Genomic DNA, 15136 nt, shown 5'->3' with positions numbered 1-15136 from the left:
GATCGAACTCCGGTTGAGGACGAGGTTGAGACTCTGGCGCAACTGCGCGCCGGGGACGCTGGAGAATGACGATAGCGTTCGCAAAGCGCAGGGGTTGGCAGTGCTGGTTGAATTTTCTGACAGATTAGTCAGCTTCTTGTAGGACGGCAACCGCCTAAGGTCAATGCGAGGGAAAAGGAGCGAAATTTTCGATTAGTCAAAATTACCCTTTAAGGGTAATTTCAAGGACAAGGCACACAGTTCTATGGAAAAGAGCACACCCCACTACGACCTGACAGTGGTCAAGGCAGAAGTCCTCAGGCTGGGAAGCAAGCCATTCACAATGAGCGCTCAGCAAGGCGCTCGAAGAATGTTGTTAAGCACTGCCCGGATGCTGCGAATCATTGCCTCGCTGGAGTGCCGGATGCTGCACAAATCGATGACGACCTATGCCGATCATCGAGTCTGGCAGGACGTTTATCACACAACATTTCAGGATCGGGAGATTTACATCAAGGTGACCTACCGCCCCGGCGGTGGGCATCCGGTAGTCTCCTTCAAGGAGAAAGACCAATGAAAACGCAGCAATGTGTCAACTGCGGTACTCAAGACGCAATGCAACACTTTGAGGGCCGTAGCTTTACCATCGACTACAAGCAGGTAGCACGGCAGGTGCACGACATCGCCGGGTGGGAGTGCCGGGTCTGTGGGGAAATCGAATTTGATCACGACACCGACAGCGCGCAACGTTACTCCCGCGTGAGCGATCAGTTGCTCGAAGATTGCTCCCAGGCGATGGGGGCAGAGATGAAACGCATCCGCCGTAAACTGCACCTCACACAAAAGGACGCGGTGAAGCTGCTGTCTGGCGGCGGACACAACGCCTTTTCCCGTTACGAGCGTGGCGAAATCGCCCCACCGCAACCATTGTTCATGTTGATGCGTCTGCTTGATCGTCACCCCCATCTGATGGCTGAGGTACACGCACTGAGCGAGGGCACTGATTTGAAGCAGTTGTTGGCTATCCGCCATCCGGAACAGGAAACCGTTCTGACACCCTGAATACCAGGAAAAAATAAACCCGGACAAGTCCGGGTCTATTTCAATGCCTAAGGCCGGATCAATGCAGAATCTGGCTCAGGAACAGCTTGGTGCGGTCGTTCTGCGGGTTGTCGAAGAAGTCGTTCGGCTCGGCCTGTTCGACGATTTCACCCTTGTCCATGAAGATTACGCGGTTGGCCACGGTGCGGGCAAAGCCCATTTCGTGGGTCACGCAAAGCATGGTCATGCCGTCTTCGGCCAGACCGATCATGGTGTCCAGAACCTCTTTCACCATTTCCGGGTCGAGCGCCGAAGTCGGTTCGTCGAACAACATGATTTTCGGTTTCATGCACAGGGCACGGGCGATGGCCACACGCTGCTGCTGACCGCCGGAGAGCTGGCCCGGGTATTTGTGCGCCTGCTCTGGAATGCGCACGCGTTCCAGGTAATGCATGGCGATTTCCTCGGCCTTGCGCTTGGGCATCTTGCGTACCCACATCGGCGCCAGGGTGCAGTTCTGCAGGATGGTCAGGTGCGGGAACAGGTTGAAGTGCTGGAATACCATACCGACTTCACGGCGGATCGCTTCGATCTGCTTGAGGTCGTTGGTCAGTTCCACGCCATCAACCACGATGCGGCCCTGCTGGTGCTCTTCCAGGCGGTTGAGGCAGCGGATGGTGGTGGACTTGCCGGAACCCGACGGGCCGCACAACACGATACGCTCGCCCTGCTGGACGTTCAGGTTGATGTCTTTCAACACGTGGAACTGGCCGTACCACTTGTTCACGCCCTGCATCTGAATTATGCCTTCAGGGCTCACAGGCTGTTTGATCGCTTCACTCATAAACTACGCTCCTAACGCTTGTGGCCAGTGTCCAGCTTGCGTTCCAAATGCATGGAATAGCGGGACATACCAAAACAGAAAATCCAGAACACCAAGGCGGCGAACACATAGCCTTCGGTGGCCATGCCCAGCCATTTCGGGTCGGCGGCAGCTTGTTTCACGCTGTTGAGCAGATCGAACAGGCCGATGATGATTACCAGGCTGGTGTCCTTGAACAACGCGATGAAGGTGTTGACGATACCCGGGATCACCATCTTCAGGGCTTGCGGCAAAATCACCAGGCCCATGCTGCGCCAGTAGCCCAGGCCCATCGCCGCGGCCGCTTCGTACTGACCTTTGGGAATGGCTTGCAGGCCACCACGCACCACTTCAGCCACGTAGGCCGACTGGAACAGGATCACGCCGATCAGTGCCCGCAGCAGTTTGTCGAAGTTCATGCCTTCAGGCAGGAACAGCGGCAGCATCACCGAGGACATGAACAACACCGTGATCAACGGCACGCCACGCCAGAACTCGATGAAGGTCACGCAGACCACGCGGATCGCCGGCATGTTCGAGCGTCGGCCCAAAGCCAGCACGATGCCCAGCGGCAAAGCCCCGGCAATACCGACGGTGGCGATGACCAGGGTCAGCATCAGGCCGCCCCATTGGCTGGTCGACACGGTGGCCAGACCGAACACGCCACCGTGCAGCAGGCACCAGGCGATGATCGGATACAGCACCAGGAAGCTCAGGCCGTAGACCGCCTTGCGCGGAAAGCGCGAGATGAACAACGGTGCCACGCCGATGACCGCCAGCCACACAGTCAGGTCCACGCGCCAGCGCAGGTCCGCCGGGTAGTAGCCGTACATGAACTGGCCAAAGCGCTGCTGGATGAACACCCAGCAGGCGCCCTCCTTGGTGCAGTCAGCCTGGGTGGTGCCGACCCAGTTGGCATCCAGGATCGCCCAACTGATGATCGGGGGAACCACGAGGTAAATCAGGTAGAACGCGAACAGTGTCAGCAAGGTGTTGAGCCAGCTGGAGAACATGTTCGCACGCATCCATGCCACCGGCCCGAACACTTTGCTCGGTGGCGGCATATCAGGTTTGAAAGTATGGGATGTCATGCGCTTTTCCTCACCGCTCGATCAGCGCAATGCGCTTGTTGTACCAGTTCATCAGCAGGGAAATGCTGATACTGATCGCCAGGTACACGCTCATGGTGATGGCAATAACTTCGATCGCCTGCCCGGTCTGGTTCAGCACCGTACCGGCAAACAGCGAAACCATTTCCGGATAACCGATACCGGCCGCCAGCGAGGAGTTTTTCGCCAGGTTCAGGTATTGGCTGGTCAGCGGCGGGATGATCACACGCAGGGCTTGCGGGATAATCACCTTGCGCAGGGTCGGACCGTTGCGCAGGCCCAGGGAATGAGCCGCTTCGGACTGGCCGTGGCTGACCGACTTGATGCCCGAACGCACGATCTCGGCGATGAACGCCGCGGTGTACACCGTCAGTGCCAACGTCAATGCCAGCAATTCGGGAATCAGTACCCAGCCACCGACGAAGTTGAAGCCCTTGAGTTCCGGCATTTCCCAGTGCACAGGGGCGCCGAAGACCAGGGCGCACAGCGCCGGGATCACCAGGAACAACGCCAGGCCCACCCAGAATTTGTGGAATGGCTCGCCCGTGGCTTCGAAACGCTTATTGGCCCAGCGGGTCATCAGCACGATGGCGACAATCGCCAGCACGACGCTGATCACGAATGGCCAGAACCCGTCCGCCACCAGCGCGGCCGGCATGTTCAGGCCCCGGCTGCTGACAAAGAAGGTGTCGCCGAAGTTATGGGCGGCGCGCGGCCCCGGCATGGTCAGGAACACCGCGAAGTACCAGAACAGGATCTGCAGCAATGGCGGGATGTTACGGAAAACCTCCACATACACCGTTGCCACTTTAGCGATGATCCAGTTTTTCGACAGTCGGGCCACGCCGACAATGAAACCGAGAATCGTCGCCAGGATCACGCCGATGAATGTCACCAGCAGAGTGTTGAGCAACCCGATGACGAAGACGCGGGCATAGCTGTCCGCTTCGGTGTAGTCGATCAGGGTTTGAGCGATGCCGAACCCGGCACTGCGCTCCAGAAAGCTGAACCCGGAGGTGATGCCCCGGTGCTCAAGGTTGGTTTGCGTGTTATCGAACAGAAACCAGCCCAGTGAAACCACCGCCACAATGGTGACGATCTGAAATACCCAGGCACGCACTCGTGGATCGCTGAGGCTAAGCCTCTGCTTAGGTGCGCCGATTGAATTTTGCATGAAGTGCCCCGCAAAGAATGGAACAGAACATCACCCGGTGGTTGGCCCACCGGGTGATAGAACCATCAGCGCACTGGTGGTGCGTATTGAATGCCGCCGTTGGTCCACAGCGCGTTCATGCCGCGATCGATTTCCAGCGGGGTGCCTTTGCCGAGGTTGCGCTCGAACACTTCACCGTAGTTACCGACTTGTTTGACGATCTGGACAACCCAGTCTTTGGGCAGCTTCAGGTCTTTACCGTATTCACCGTCAGCACCGAGCATACGGGCGACGTCCGGGTTCTTGGTGGATTTGGCTTCAGCTTCAACGTTCTTCGAAGTGATGCCGGCTTCTTCAGCGTTGAGCATGGCGTAGCCAGTCCAGCGCACGACTTTCGCCCACTCTTCGTCGCCATTACGCACGACCGGACCCAATGGCTCCTTGGAGATGGTTTCCGGCAGAACCACGTAGTCCTTCGGTGCGGCCAGCTTGCTGCGCTGGGCGAACAGCTGGGACTTGTCGGAGGTCAGCACGTCGCAACGACCGGATTCCAGCGACTTGGCGCTTTCATCGGAGGTATCGAAGGTGATCGGGGTGTACTTCAGACCGTTGCCACGGAAGTAGTCGGAAACGTTCAGCTCGGTGGTGGTACCGGCCTGGATGCAGATGGTTGCACCGTCCAGTTCCTTGGCGCTCTTGACGCCCAGCTTGCTGTTTACCAGGAAGCCGATGCCATCGTAGTAGGTAATGAAGCCTGGGAAAATCAGGCCCATGCCCGCGTCACGAGAGCTGGTCATGGTGGTGTTGCGCGACAGGATGTCAATTTCGCCGGACTGCAGCGCGGTGAAACGCTCCTTGGCGTTCAATTGACTGAATTTCACCTTGTTCGCGTCGCCGAATACGGCAGCAGCCACTGCGCGACAGAAATCAGCGTCGATACCGAGGATCTTGCCGGAGGCATCAGGCACCGAGAAACCCGGCAGGCCATCGCTCACACCGCATTGCACAAAGCCTTTCTTTTGTACGGCATCCAGGGTTGCACCCGCCTGAGCGAACCCGCTGACACCGAGCACTGCTGCTGCAGTCACGACTGCCAGGGTGGATTTCAGTAACTTCATTCAAACCTCCAGTTTTGCTCTTGTTGTGTCGGAGCTCGAGTCCTGTCGCACCCTTATGAGGCATTGCCGACCCTTGTTGGCTTTTTTTAGGGTCAACCGACGTCTGGACCTTCGCTATGAGTCTAATAATGAGAATGCCCCTAAACAGGGCGCCAACTCATCTCTCACCAATCGGCCGAACGGGCTGTAGCCCTTCACGTTCGCGAAGCCCGTAGCGGCTATTGGCGAACATCCATCACCGGATTTCTGATATCCCATGCGTCGCGTCAAGCTGATAGTGTTACCGCGCAGCGTAAGAATCATCACTCAAGCTACCTCAAAGCAAACGCCGTACCACACCGCTGCGCTTGCCCCTTATGTGACACGTCAAGACAAAAACTTTTAACATTGCGACATCTAATTAACTGAGGCACCGGGCCCGCACTGTAATAACGCACTGATTGAGCGCGCCCGCACAGATTTGGAGCACACCATGACCGACCCCTTGATTCTCGAGCCCAGCGGCACCGCCGACGCGTGCGTCATCTGGCTCCACGGCCTGGGCGCCGATCGCTACGACTTCCTGCCAGTGGCCGAAATGCTGCAGCAAAGCCTGCTCACGACACGTTTCGTTCTGCCTCAAGCACCGACCCAGCCGGTGACCATCAACGGCGGCTACGCCATGCCCAGTTGGTACGACATCCGTGCCCTGAGCCCCGCGCGAGCCATCGACGAGCAGCAGCTCGAAGTGTCGGCGCAGCGGGTCATCGACCTGCTCGAAGCGCAGCGAGCCCTCGGAATAGACGCCTCGCGAATTTTCCTGGCGGGTTTTTCCCAAGGCGGCGCGGTGGTCTATCACACCGCATTCGTGAAATGGCAGGGCCCCTTGGGCGGTGTGGTCGCGCTGTCCACTTATGCACCGACTTTCAGCGAAGAACTGCAATTGTCGGCCAGCCAGCAACGCATTCCGGTACTGGCACTGCACGGTCAATACGACGAAGTGGTACTCAACCCTATGGGGCGGACCGCGAAAGAGTATTTAAAACAGCATGGTGTCACCGTGACATGGCAGGAATACCCAATGGGGCACGAAGTGTTACCTGAAGAGATTCGCGACATCGGCACCTGGCTGAGCGAGCAGTTGCGCTAAGCGGGCATGGGGCATGTCAACCCCTTGACGATCACACTACGCCGCGTCCGTTTCTTGCATTACACTGGCCGGCGTACATTCCTTAACCAATCGATGAGATGACCGTGCTCAAAGCACTCAAGAAGATGTTCGGTAAAAGCGAGGTCGAGCAGCTCGTGCCTGGCCCCAGCGCACCTGCCCACAGCCCGAGCCGTGCCGAGGTGCAAAAAAAGCCGCAGCGGACAACGCCTGTTGCGAACACAGAAAAAGACGCGGCCACCGCGCCTGTCGCTCCCACCCCGGAACAGCCACGCAACGAAGCCCCCAAACCACGCCGCGAGCGCGCACCAAAACCGCCCGTCGTCGCCTGGAAGCTCGAGGATTTCGTCGTAGAACCCCAGGAAGGCAAGACCCGCTTCCACGACTTCAAACTCGCCCCTGAACTGATGCATGCCATCCAGGACCTGGGCTTCCCGTACTGCACGCCGATCCAGGCTCAGGTGCTGGGGTTCACCCTCGCCGGTAAAGATGCCATCGGCCGCGCCCAGACCGGCACCGGCAAGACCGCCGCGTTCCTGATTTCCATCATCACCCAGTTGCTACAGACCCCGCCGCCCAAAGAACGCTACATGGGCGAGCCGCGAGCGCTGATCATCGCACCGACCCGCGAGCTGGTGGTGCAGATCGCCAAGGACGCCGCCGACCTGACCAAGTACACCGGGCTGAACGTCATGACGTTCGTCGGCGGCATGGACTTCGACAAGCAACTCAAGCACCTCGAAGCCCGTCACTGCGACATTCTGGTGGCAACGCCGGGACGCCTGCTGGACTTCAACCAGCGCGGCGATGTGCATCTGGACATGGTCGAGGTGATGGTGCTGGACGAAGCCGACCGCATGCTCGACATGGGCTTCATCCCGCAAGTGCGCCAGATCATTCGCCAGACCCCGCCGAAAAGCGAACGACAGACCTTGCTGTTTTCCGCCACCTTCACCGAAGACGTGATGAACCTGGCCAAACAATGGACCACTGACCCGTCCATCGTCGAGATCGAGGCGCTGAACGTCGCCAGCGAAAATGTCGAACAGCACATCTACGCCGTAGCCGGTGCCGACAAGTACAAGCTGCTCTACAACCTGGTCAACGACAACGGTTGGGAGCGCGTGATGGTGTTCGCCAACCGCAAGGATGAAGTCCGTCGTATCGAGGAGCGCCTGGTGCGCGATGGCGTTAACGCCGCCCAGTTGTCGGGCGACGTGCCGCAACACAAACGCATCAAGACGCTGGAAGGCTTTCGCGAAGGCAAGATCCGGGTGCTGGTAGCCACCGATGTGGCCGGGCGCGGAATTCATATCGACGGGATCAGCCACGTGATCAACTTCACCCTGCCGGAAGTGCCGGACGACTATGTGCACCGGATCGGGCGCACTGGTCGCGCAGGTGCCGAGGGCGTGTCCATCAGCTTTGCCGGGGAGGACGACTCCTATCAGTTACCGTCCATCGAGGCGCTGCTGGGGAAAAAGATCAGTTGCGAAACCCCGCCAACCCATCTGCTTCGTCCGGTTGAGCGCAAACGCCCTTAACCGACGCTACAAACCAGAAAGCGCAGCCTCAAGTGGCTGCGCTTTTTTTTGTCCGGCATATTGCTCGATCAAACTAAAAGTCCATAATAGACAAAATAGTTTACATCAAGCATTTCGGAGTCCCGATGCCCAGCGCGCCTTATGTGATGAACCAAGCCCAGGCCCGAGAGCTGCTCGGGCAAGTCGACGTACCGCAGATTTTACGCAAGCTATTCCACGACCTTGCCGCCGGACAGGCCGTCCAACCGGCCCAGCAACTTGTGGCGTTTCCCCAGGGCGCCGGGGATTTCATCAACTACCTGGGCGTGCTGGCTGAAGATCAGGTCTACGGGGTCAAGACCTCGCCGTATATCGTGCGCGAGCAAGGTCCATTGGTAACCGCCTGGACGTTGCTGATGTCGATGCAGACCGGCCAACCACTGCTGCTGTGCGATGCCACAGAGCTGACAACCGCCCGCACCGCAGCCACCACCGCTGTTGCGGTGGATGCCCTTGCCCCGTTCCAGGCCCAGCGCCTGGCGGTCATCGGCAGCGGCTCAGTAGCAAGGGCCCACGTGCAGTACGTCAAGGGTCTGCGGGACTGGCAAAGCATCAGCCTCTACTCGCCCAGTTTGCAGGATAAATCGCCGCAAGAGCTTGCTTTGATTACCGCTCTGGATCCGCGCCTGCAAATCGCTGCCAGCCTTGAAGCGGCGCTGCACGACGCCGATGTGGTGATGCTCTGCACCTCGTCCGCTAAGGCGGTGCTTGACCCGCGGACGCTGACCAAACCGACCCTGATTACCTCCATCAGCACCAATGCTCCGCGCGCCCATGAAGTGTCACCCCAGAGCCTCAACAACATGGACGTGTTCTGTGACTATCGTCAGACCACCCCCGGTTCGGCCGGGGAAATGCTGATTGCCGCTGAACAGCACGGTTGGGACGCGTCACGCCTGGTTGGGGATTTGCCTGAATTGCTCAGCGAACATGTGGCGCGTCCCAGCTATGAACGCCATGTGTTTTTCCGCTCTATCGGCCTGGGGCTGGAAGACGTTGCGCTGGCGAATGCGCTTTACTGGTTGCACCACCACTGACACAACTCGATTCCCTGTGGGAGCGGGCTTGCTCGCGAAAGCGGTGTGTCTGCCACATCAATGTTGAATGTGCTGCCGCCTTCGCGAGCAAGCCCGCTCCCACAGGTTCCGCGAACGCCCGGCACCGCGCTCCACAGGAGAGCTTCATGACCTCACCAGACTTCATCATCATCGGCGGTGGCATCGCCGGTGCTTCCACCGGTTACTGGCTGGCGCCCCACGGTCGGGTCATTGTGCTCGAGCGCGAATCCCATCCGGGCTACCACTCCACCGGGCGTTCGGCGGCGCTGTACACCGCGGCCTATGGCACGCCCCAAGTGCGGGCGCTGACCCAGGCCAGCCGTGACTTCTTCGACACCCCGCCGGCCGGTTTCTGCGAACACCCGCTGCTCACCCCTCGGGGCGAAATGACCGTGGATTTCACCGGCGATCCGGCCGAGTTGAACAATCAGTACCTCAGCGCCAAGGCCACAGTGCCGCAGATGCAACTACTCAGCGCCGAAAAGGCCTGTGTGCGGCTGCCTATTCTGCGACGGGACAAGGTGCACGGTGCGATCTACGACCCCACGGCTTGTGACATCGACACCGACGCGCTGCACCAAGGCTACCTGCGCGGTATCCGGCGCAACGGCGGCCAGTTGCACACCGACACAGAGGTGCTGGGCCTGAGCCGCGACGCTCAGGGGATGTGGCAGGTAGCAACCGCCGGCCAGACCTTCAGCGCTCCGGTGCTGATCAACGCTGCCGGCGCCTGGGCCGATCACATTGGCGAAATGGCAGGCGCGCGCAAGCTGGGCCTGCAACCCAAACGGCGGGCGGCATTCATTTTTGCCGGGCCCGAGGGTGTGGACATTCATGACTGGCCGATGCTGGTGAGCCTCGACGAATCGTTCTATATGAAGCCCGACGCCGGCATGTTCCTCGGCTCGCCGGCGAATGCCGATCCGGTGGAACCTCACGATGTACAGCCTGAAGAACTGGACATTGCCATGGGCATCTACCAGATTGAAGAAGCCACCACCCTGACCATCCGCCGTCCGACCCGCACCTGGGCCGGGCTGCGCAGTTTCGTCCACGACGGCGACCTCTTGTCCGGTTTCGATCCCCAGGTACCGGGGTTGTTCTGGGTCGCAGCCCAAGGCGGCTACGGCATCCAGACCTCCCCGGCCATGGGGCAGGCCAGCGCGGCCCTGGTACGTGGCGAGCCATTGCCCGAGACCCTGACCCGTTTCGGCCTGAACACCACCCTGCTGTCACCGACACGCCTGGGTTGACCCCACTCAGGTGACGCATCGCCACGATTGCGGCACACTCCCCCGCGCCCCTGCTTCACGGGGCGCCGACGCTGCCTGGAGCCCTGTCATGAACGCGCCGCAACCCGACCCGACACTGGATAATTTTCGCACCATCGCCGACGCTATCGCCACGCTGTTCTACCCTCACGCCGAGGTAGTGCTGCACGACCTGCGCACGCAGAAAGTCGATTACATCGCCAATAATCTATCCAAACGTGTGATGGGTGATGACTCGTCCCTGGAAGACATGCTCAGCGAGGACGTCAGCGAACGGAACATCGGGCCCTACGAGAAACTGAATTGGGACGGGCAAAAGATCCGCAGCCTCAGCAGCGTACTGCGCGATGCCGGGGGGCGCCCGCTGGCGGTGCTGTGCATCAATCTGAATATTTCGCTGTTCGAGAACGCCAAGGCCGCGCTGGACCTGTTCCTGTCGCCGGGCAAGTTGATCCCGCAGCCGGACTCACTGTTTCGCGATGACTGGCAGGAGCGGATCAACACGTTCCTCCACGCCTGGATGCGCGAGCGTCAGTTGAGCCTGAACCTGCTGACCCGCGACCATAAACGCGAACTGGTGCTGGCGCTGCACGCCGAAGGCGCCTTCAAGGGCAAAAGCGCCTCCAACTATGTGGCCAATGTGCTGAACATGGGGCGGGCGACGGTTTACAAGCATTTGAAGGAGTTGAAGGACTGAGGTTTGTATTGCCCGGTCTGACGCCTTCGCGAGCAAGCCCGCTCCCACAAGGGATCTGTGTTCAATACAATATCTGTGTCCAATGAGATCCAATGTGGGAGCGGGCTTGCTCGCGAAGGCGATGTTTCAGTCGCCATATATATCCGACTTGAAATACTTGGCCTGAATCTTCTGATACTCACCATTGGCCCGAATCCCATCGATGGCCTTGTTCAAGTCAGCCACCAGTTCGGTATTGCCCTTGCGCACCGCGATACCCGCGCCTTCACCGACGTATTTCGGGTCCTTGAGCTCCGGTCCGACGAACGCGTAGCCTTTGCCTCGAGGCATAGACAGGAAGTCGTCCAGTGGGATGGTGTCGGCGAATATCGCGTCCAGGCGACCGGAGGCCAGGTCCATGTAGATTTCTTCGTTGTTGCTGTAGCGCTTGACCGTCACGCCTTTGGGTTCGAACACCTCCGTAGCGAAGCGGTCGGTGGTGGTCGCCCGCTGCACGCCCACGGTCTTGCCTTTGAGACTGGCGTACTGGTCATCGACCACCGCGCCTTCCTTCATGACCAGCCGCGACGAGGTGAAGTAATACTTGTGAGTAAAATCCACCGACTTCTTGCGTTCTTCGGTGATGGTCATGGACGACAGCGCCATGTCGATTTTCTTCACCTTGAGCGACGGAATCAGCCCGTCAAACTCGCTTTCGATCCACTGGCACTTGACCTTCATCTGCGCGCACAGCGCATTGCCGATGTCGTAGTCGAAACCCTCGATCTTCCCTTCGGAGGTCTTGGAAGCAAACGGTGGATAGGCCGCTTCGATGCCGATGCGCAAGGTTTTCTCGGCGGCGAACAGGCTACTGGAGGCCAGCAGGCTCAAGGCCAGGCCGGTGATGAGGGGGAGTTTTTTCATGATCGATCTCTCGCGGGTTGTTGTTGGTTTTGGCAGAGAAAGGTGAAACGACGGACTTTATGTACTTATAAATCCATACTGGACTTTAATGTACATATCGTCAATTGGGGAAATCGGGAAAGTGATGGGAGGCTGATGGCCCCTTCGCGAGCAAGCCCGCTCCCACAGGAATCTATGTCGTACACAGTATTTGTGCTCGACGCAGGTCCCCTGTGGGAGCGGGCTTGCTCGCGAAGGCGGATTCACAGCCTCCAAATGACTAACAGGCTACCTACTGCTTCCAGCGCCCCGCCGCCGCATGATCGCTGTCGCGCCCCTCGACCCAACGCGGGCCATCCACAGTGTTTTCCTTTTTCCAGAACGGCGCACGGGTCTTGAGGTAGTCCATGACAAAGGCGCAGGCCTCGAATGCTGCCTGGCGATGGGCACTGGCGGCCGCCACGAAGACGATCGGTTCGCCCGGCTCCAGGGCGCCGATGCGGTGCAGAACTTCCAGCTTGAGCAACGGCCAGCGCTGCTCGGCCTCGGCGGCGATCTTGCCCAAGGCTTTTTCGGTCATGCCCGGGTAGTGCTCCAGGAACATTCCGGACACATCCAGGCCATCATTGAAATCACGCACGTAGCCGACAAAACTCACCACCGCCCCCACACCGACATTGGCCGCGTGCATCGCGTTGACTTCGCCCCCTGCGTCGAACGGATCGGCCTGCACACGAATCGCCATGGTTCAGCCTCCGGTCACGGTGGGAAAGAATGCGACTTCGTCGCCGTCGACCAGCGGCTCATCGAGCTGGCACAGGTCTTCGTTGCGGGCGCACATCAGGTTTGGTTCTTTCAATACATCGAAACCTTCACGCGCGGCCAACAATATCCGCACATCGTCCACCGTGGAGAAATTGCCCTCGACCTTCTGCGAGTCAACGCCCAACGCTTCGCGATAACGCGCAAAAAACTTCACAGTAATGTTCATGGCGCATCCGCCTGAAAGTGACCGCTCTTGCCGCCGAGTTTCTCCAACACCCGCACGCCGTCAATGATCATGCCCCGGTCCACGGCCTTGCACATGTCGTAGATCGTCAGCGCGGCGACGCTGGCAGCGGTGAGCGCTTCCATCTCCACCCCGGTCTGTCCGGACAGTTTGCAACGGGCAACAATGCGCACCCGATCCTCGCCTTCGGCATTGAGCTCGACCTTGACGCTGGTGAGCATCAGCGGATGGCAGAGCGGAATCAGATCACTGGTTTTTTTCGCCGCCTGAATGCCGGCAATGCGTGCAACGGCGAACACATCGCCTTTGGGGTGACCGCCGCTGACGATCATCTGCAGCGTTTCGGGCAGCATGCGCACAAAGGCTTCGGCCGTGGCCTCACGGAACGTCACGGCCTTGTCGGTCACGTCGACCATGTTGGCGCGACCTTGGGAATCGAGATGAGTCAGCACAGGGTTACTCCTGATCGGGAGTATCGATTGTAAACCTGTGAGTCAGATTCCGGCACGTTTGATTGTCGCACCTGTGGCGAGCGCAATTGCCCAGTCACCGCAAATCCCCTTGTGGGAGCGAGCCTGCTCGCGATGGCGGTGGATCAGATACCTAATTTTTATCTGATACACCGCCATCGCGAGCAGGCTCGCTCCCACAGGGGTTTTCGTACGGTCATAAAAAACCGGGCGACCTTGAGGTCGCCCGGTTCTGATGGTCAGTTACAGGTGAGATTCGGCGTATTCGGCCAGAATCGAGCGCGGTACGCCCTGCAAGGTGATGTGGACCCCGTTGGGGAAGTCTTTGAAGCGTTCGGTCAGGTAGGTCAGCCCGGAACTGGTCGCGGACAGGTAAGGGGTGTCGATCTGTGCCAGGTTGCCCAGGCACACCACTTTGGAACCGGCACCAGCACGGGTGATGATGGTTTTCATCTGGTGCGGGGTGAGGTTCTGGCATTCGTCGATCAGGATCAGGCTCTGCTGGAAGCTGCGGCCGCGAATGTAGTTGAGGGATTTGAACTGCAACGGCACTTTGCTGAGGATGTAGTCGACGCTGCCATGGGTGCTTTCGTCATCCATGTGCAAGGCTTCGAGGTTGTCGGTAATGGCGCCCAGCCAAGGCTCCATTTTTTCCGCTTCGGTGCCGGGCAAAAAGCCGATTTCCTGGTCCAGGCCCTGCACGCTACGGGTGGCGATGATGCGCCGATAGCGCTTGCTGACCATGGTTTGTTCGATCGCGGCGGCCAGGGCCAGGATGGTCTTGCCGGAACCGGCGGCGCCGGACAGGTTGACCAGGTGGATATCCGGGTCGAGCAAGGCGAACAGGGCCAGGCTCTGGTAGATATCCCGCGGTTTGAGCCCCCAGGCCTCCTGATGCAGCAGGGGTTCCTGGTGCAGATCGAGAATCAGCAGCTTATCGGCCTGGATTTCCTTGATCCAGCCGACAAAACCCTGTTCGTCGATGATGAACTCATTGATGTGCACCGCCGGCAGATTGTCGATCAACTGCACCTGGTGCCAGGTGCGACCATGGTCCTGACGGGTCTCGACCTTGCTCACCCGGTCCCAGAAAGAGCCGGTCATGGTGTGATAGCCGTTGGGCAGCAGCGACACATCGTCGACCAATTGGTCGGTGCTGTAGTCCTCCGCCGCGATCCCGCAGGCGCGGGCTTTGAGACGCATGTTGATGTCTTTGGTCACCAGCACCACGGCCTGATCCTGGTTGCGCGCATGCAGGTCGATCAACTGGTTGATGATGATGTTGTCGTTCAGGTGTTCGGGCAGCACCAGGTTGGGTTCGGTGCGCTTGCTCATCAGGATCGAGAGCAGGCCTTTTGGACCACTTTTGCCACGCTGGATCGGCACACCCAGCTCAACGTCCTCAGGCGACGCGTCTCCCAGGGTCTTGTCGATCAGGCGGATCGCCTGCCGGCACTCGGCGGCGACACTGTGATGCCCGCTCTTGAGCTTGTCCAGCTCCTCGAGCACGGTCATCGGGATGGCAACATGGTGTTCTTCGAAGTTCAGGAGTGCGTTTGGATCGTGGATCAATACGTTGGTATCGAGTACATACAGGATTGGCTGGTTGGAGAAAGGGCTACGTCCGTGGTCATCCATACTCGGTCACCTTTTTGGGGGCCATTCGACGCAATACCGTGACAGTGCTGCGCCTCGAGGTAGCCACCGAACTCACCCGCAAGGGCTTGAGGTGAACTGCACACAACTGGGTCTTGGAA

The 15136-nt window shown here is 59.2% G+C and carries 16 protein-coding genes; 7 read left to right on the top strand and 9 right to left on the bottom strand.

Translation table 11 applies throughout. The features are described from left to right. Positions 1 to 244 precede the first annotated feature (244 nt). Both PSH57_RS05320 and PSH57_RS05315 read left to right on the top strand, forming a co-directional pair. On the top strand, positions 245 to 556 hold the full coding sequence (locus tag PSH57_RS05320; protein ID WP_305388217.1) for a type II toxin-antitoxin system MqsR family toxin: 312 nt from the start codon (positions 245 to 247) through the stop codon (positions 554 to 556). After that, the gene (locus PSH57_RS05315) at positions 553 to 1041 is read left to right on the top strand and encodes a type II toxin-antitoxin system MqsA family antitoxin (protein WP_305388215.1); all 489 of its coding nucleotides are present in this window, start codon (positions 553 to 555) and stop codon (positions 1039 to 1041) included. Before PSH57_RS05320 ends, PSH57_RS05315 begins: the two co-directional genes overlap by 4 nt. A 58-nt stretch (positions 1042 to 1099) precedes the next feature. On the opposite strand, the gene PSH57_RS05310 is transcribed toward PSH57_RS05315, so the two are convergent. The 4 genes from PSH57_RS05310 to PSH57_RS05295 form a co-directional block, all read right to left on the bottom strand. Further along, positions 1100 to 1864, bottom strand: coding sequence for an amino acid ABC transporter ATP-binding protein (locus PSH57_RS05310; RefSeq protein WP_305388213.1), 765 nt, complete (start codon positions 1862 to 1864; stop codon positions 1100 to 1102). Between the two features lie 11 nt (positions 1865 to 1875). After that, positions 1876 to 2973 carry an amino acid ABC transporter permease gene (locus PSH57_RS05305; RefSeq protein WP_256230592.1) on the bottom strand — a complete coding sequence of 366 codons (1098 nt, stop codon included), beginning with the start codon at positions 2971 to 2973 and terminating at the stop codon, positions 1876 to 1878. A gap of 10 nt (positions 2974 to 2983) precedes the next feature. Continuing rightward, positions 2984 to 4165, bottom strand: coding sequence for an amino acid ABC transporter permease (locus PSH57_RS05300; protein ID WP_305388212.1), 1182 nt, complete (start codon positions 4163 to 4165; stop codon positions 2984 to 2986). Between the two features lie 65 nt (positions 4166 to 4230). Beyond that, on the bottom strand, positions 4231 to 5262 hold the full coding sequence (locus PSH57_RS05295) for an amino acid ABC transporter substrate-binding protein (protein ID WP_305388210.1): 1032 nt from the start codon (positions 5260 to 5262) through the stop codon (positions 4231 to 4233). A 472-nt stretch (positions 5263 to 5734) separates the two neighbouring features. Between PSH57_RS05295 and PSH57_RS05290 the strand changes: the two genes are divergently transcribed. From PSH57_RS05290 to PSH57_RS05270, 5 genes are all read left to right on the top strand, one after another. Continuing rightward, positions 5735 to 6391, top strand: coding sequence for an alpha/beta hydrolase (locus tag PSH57_RS05290; protein WP_305388208.1), 657 nt, complete (start codon positions 5735 to 5737; stop codon positions 6389 to 6391). A gap of 98 nt (positions 6392 to 6489) precedes the next feature. Beyond that, positions 6490 to 7953 carry an ATP-dependent RNA helicase RhlB gene (rhlB, locus tag PSH57_RS05285; RefSeq protein ID WP_305388206.1) on the top strand — a complete coding sequence of 488 codons (1464 nt, stop codon included), beginning with the start codon at positions 6490 to 6492 and terminating at the stop codon, positions 7951 to 7953. A 125-nt stretch (positions 7954 to 8078) separates the two neighbouring features. After that, complete coding sequence (locus tag PSH57_RS05280) at positions 8079 to 9029, top strand: ornithine cyclodeaminase family protein (RefSeq protein ID WP_305388203.1); 951 nt, start codon at positions 8079 to 8081, stop codon at positions 9027 to 9029. A 146-nt stretch (positions 9030 to 9175) separates the two neighbouring features. Continuing rightward, entirely contained in the window at positions 9176 to 10303 is a 1128-nt protein-coding gene (locus tag PSH57_RS05275; RefSeq protein WP_305388200.1) for an NAD(P)/FAD-dependent oxidoreductase, read from the top strand. An 88-nt stretch (positions 10304 to 10391) separates the two neighbouring features. Further along, positions 10392 to 11018, top strand: coding sequence for a helix-turn-helix transcriptional regulator (locus tag PSH57_RS05270; RefSeq protein ID WP_305388198.1), 627 nt, complete (start codon positions 10392 to 10394; stop codon positions 11016 to 11018). A gap of 126 nt (positions 11019 to 11144) precedes the next feature. On the opposite strand, the gene PSH57_RS05265 is transcribed toward PSH57_RS05270, so the two are convergent. The 5 genes from PSH57_RS05265 to PSH57_RS05245 all read right to left on the bottom strand — a co-directional run bounded on the left by PSH57_RS05265 (position 11145) and on the right by PSH57_RS05245 (position 15017). Beyond that, a complete protein-coding gene (locus PSH57_RS05265) occupies positions 11145 to 11921 on the bottom strand; it encodes an ABC transporter substrate-binding protein (protein ID WP_256230602.1) in 777 nt (258 codons plus the stop codon). Positions 11922 to 12192: 271 nt separating this feature from the next. Further along, entirely contained in the window at positions 12193 to 12645 is a 453-nt protein-coding gene (moaE, locus tag PSH57_RS05260) for a molybdopterin synthase catalytic subunit MoaE (RefSeq protein WP_305388193.1), read from the bottom strand. 3 nt (positions 12646 to 12648) lie between these two features. After that, positions 12649 to 12891: a MoaD/ThiS family protein gene (locus PSH57_RS05255; protein ID WP_305388192.1), complete on the bottom strand. Its 243-nt coding sequence runs from the start codon at positions 12889 to 12891 to the stop codon at positions 12649 to 12651. Further along, entirely contained in the window at positions 12888 to 13361 is a 474-nt protein-coding gene (gene moaC / locus PSH57_RS05250; protein WP_305388190.1) for a cyclic pyranopterin monophosphate synthase MoaC, read from the bottom strand. Before moaC ends, PSH57_RS05255 begins: the two co-directional genes overlap by 4 nt. A gap of 261 nt (positions 13362 to 13622) precedes the next feature. Then, complete coding sequence (locus PSH57_RS05245; RefSeq protein WP_305388188.1) at positions 13623 to 15017, bottom strand: PhoH family protein; 1395 nt, start codon at positions 15015 to 15017, stop codon at positions 13623 to 13625. Between the last annotated feature and the right edge of the window lie 119 nt (positions 15018 to 15136).

Source organism: Pseudomonas hefeiensis, from assembly GCF_030687835.1.
In the GTDB taxonomy this organism is placed as follows: Bacteria; Pseudomonadota; Gammaproteobacteria; order Pseudomonadales; family Pseudomonadaceae; genus Aquipseudomonas; species Aquipseudomonas hefeiensis.
The sequence above is the reverse complement of the archived record's forward strand: the minus strand, read 5'-3'. Positions and strand labels throughout refer to the sequence as shown.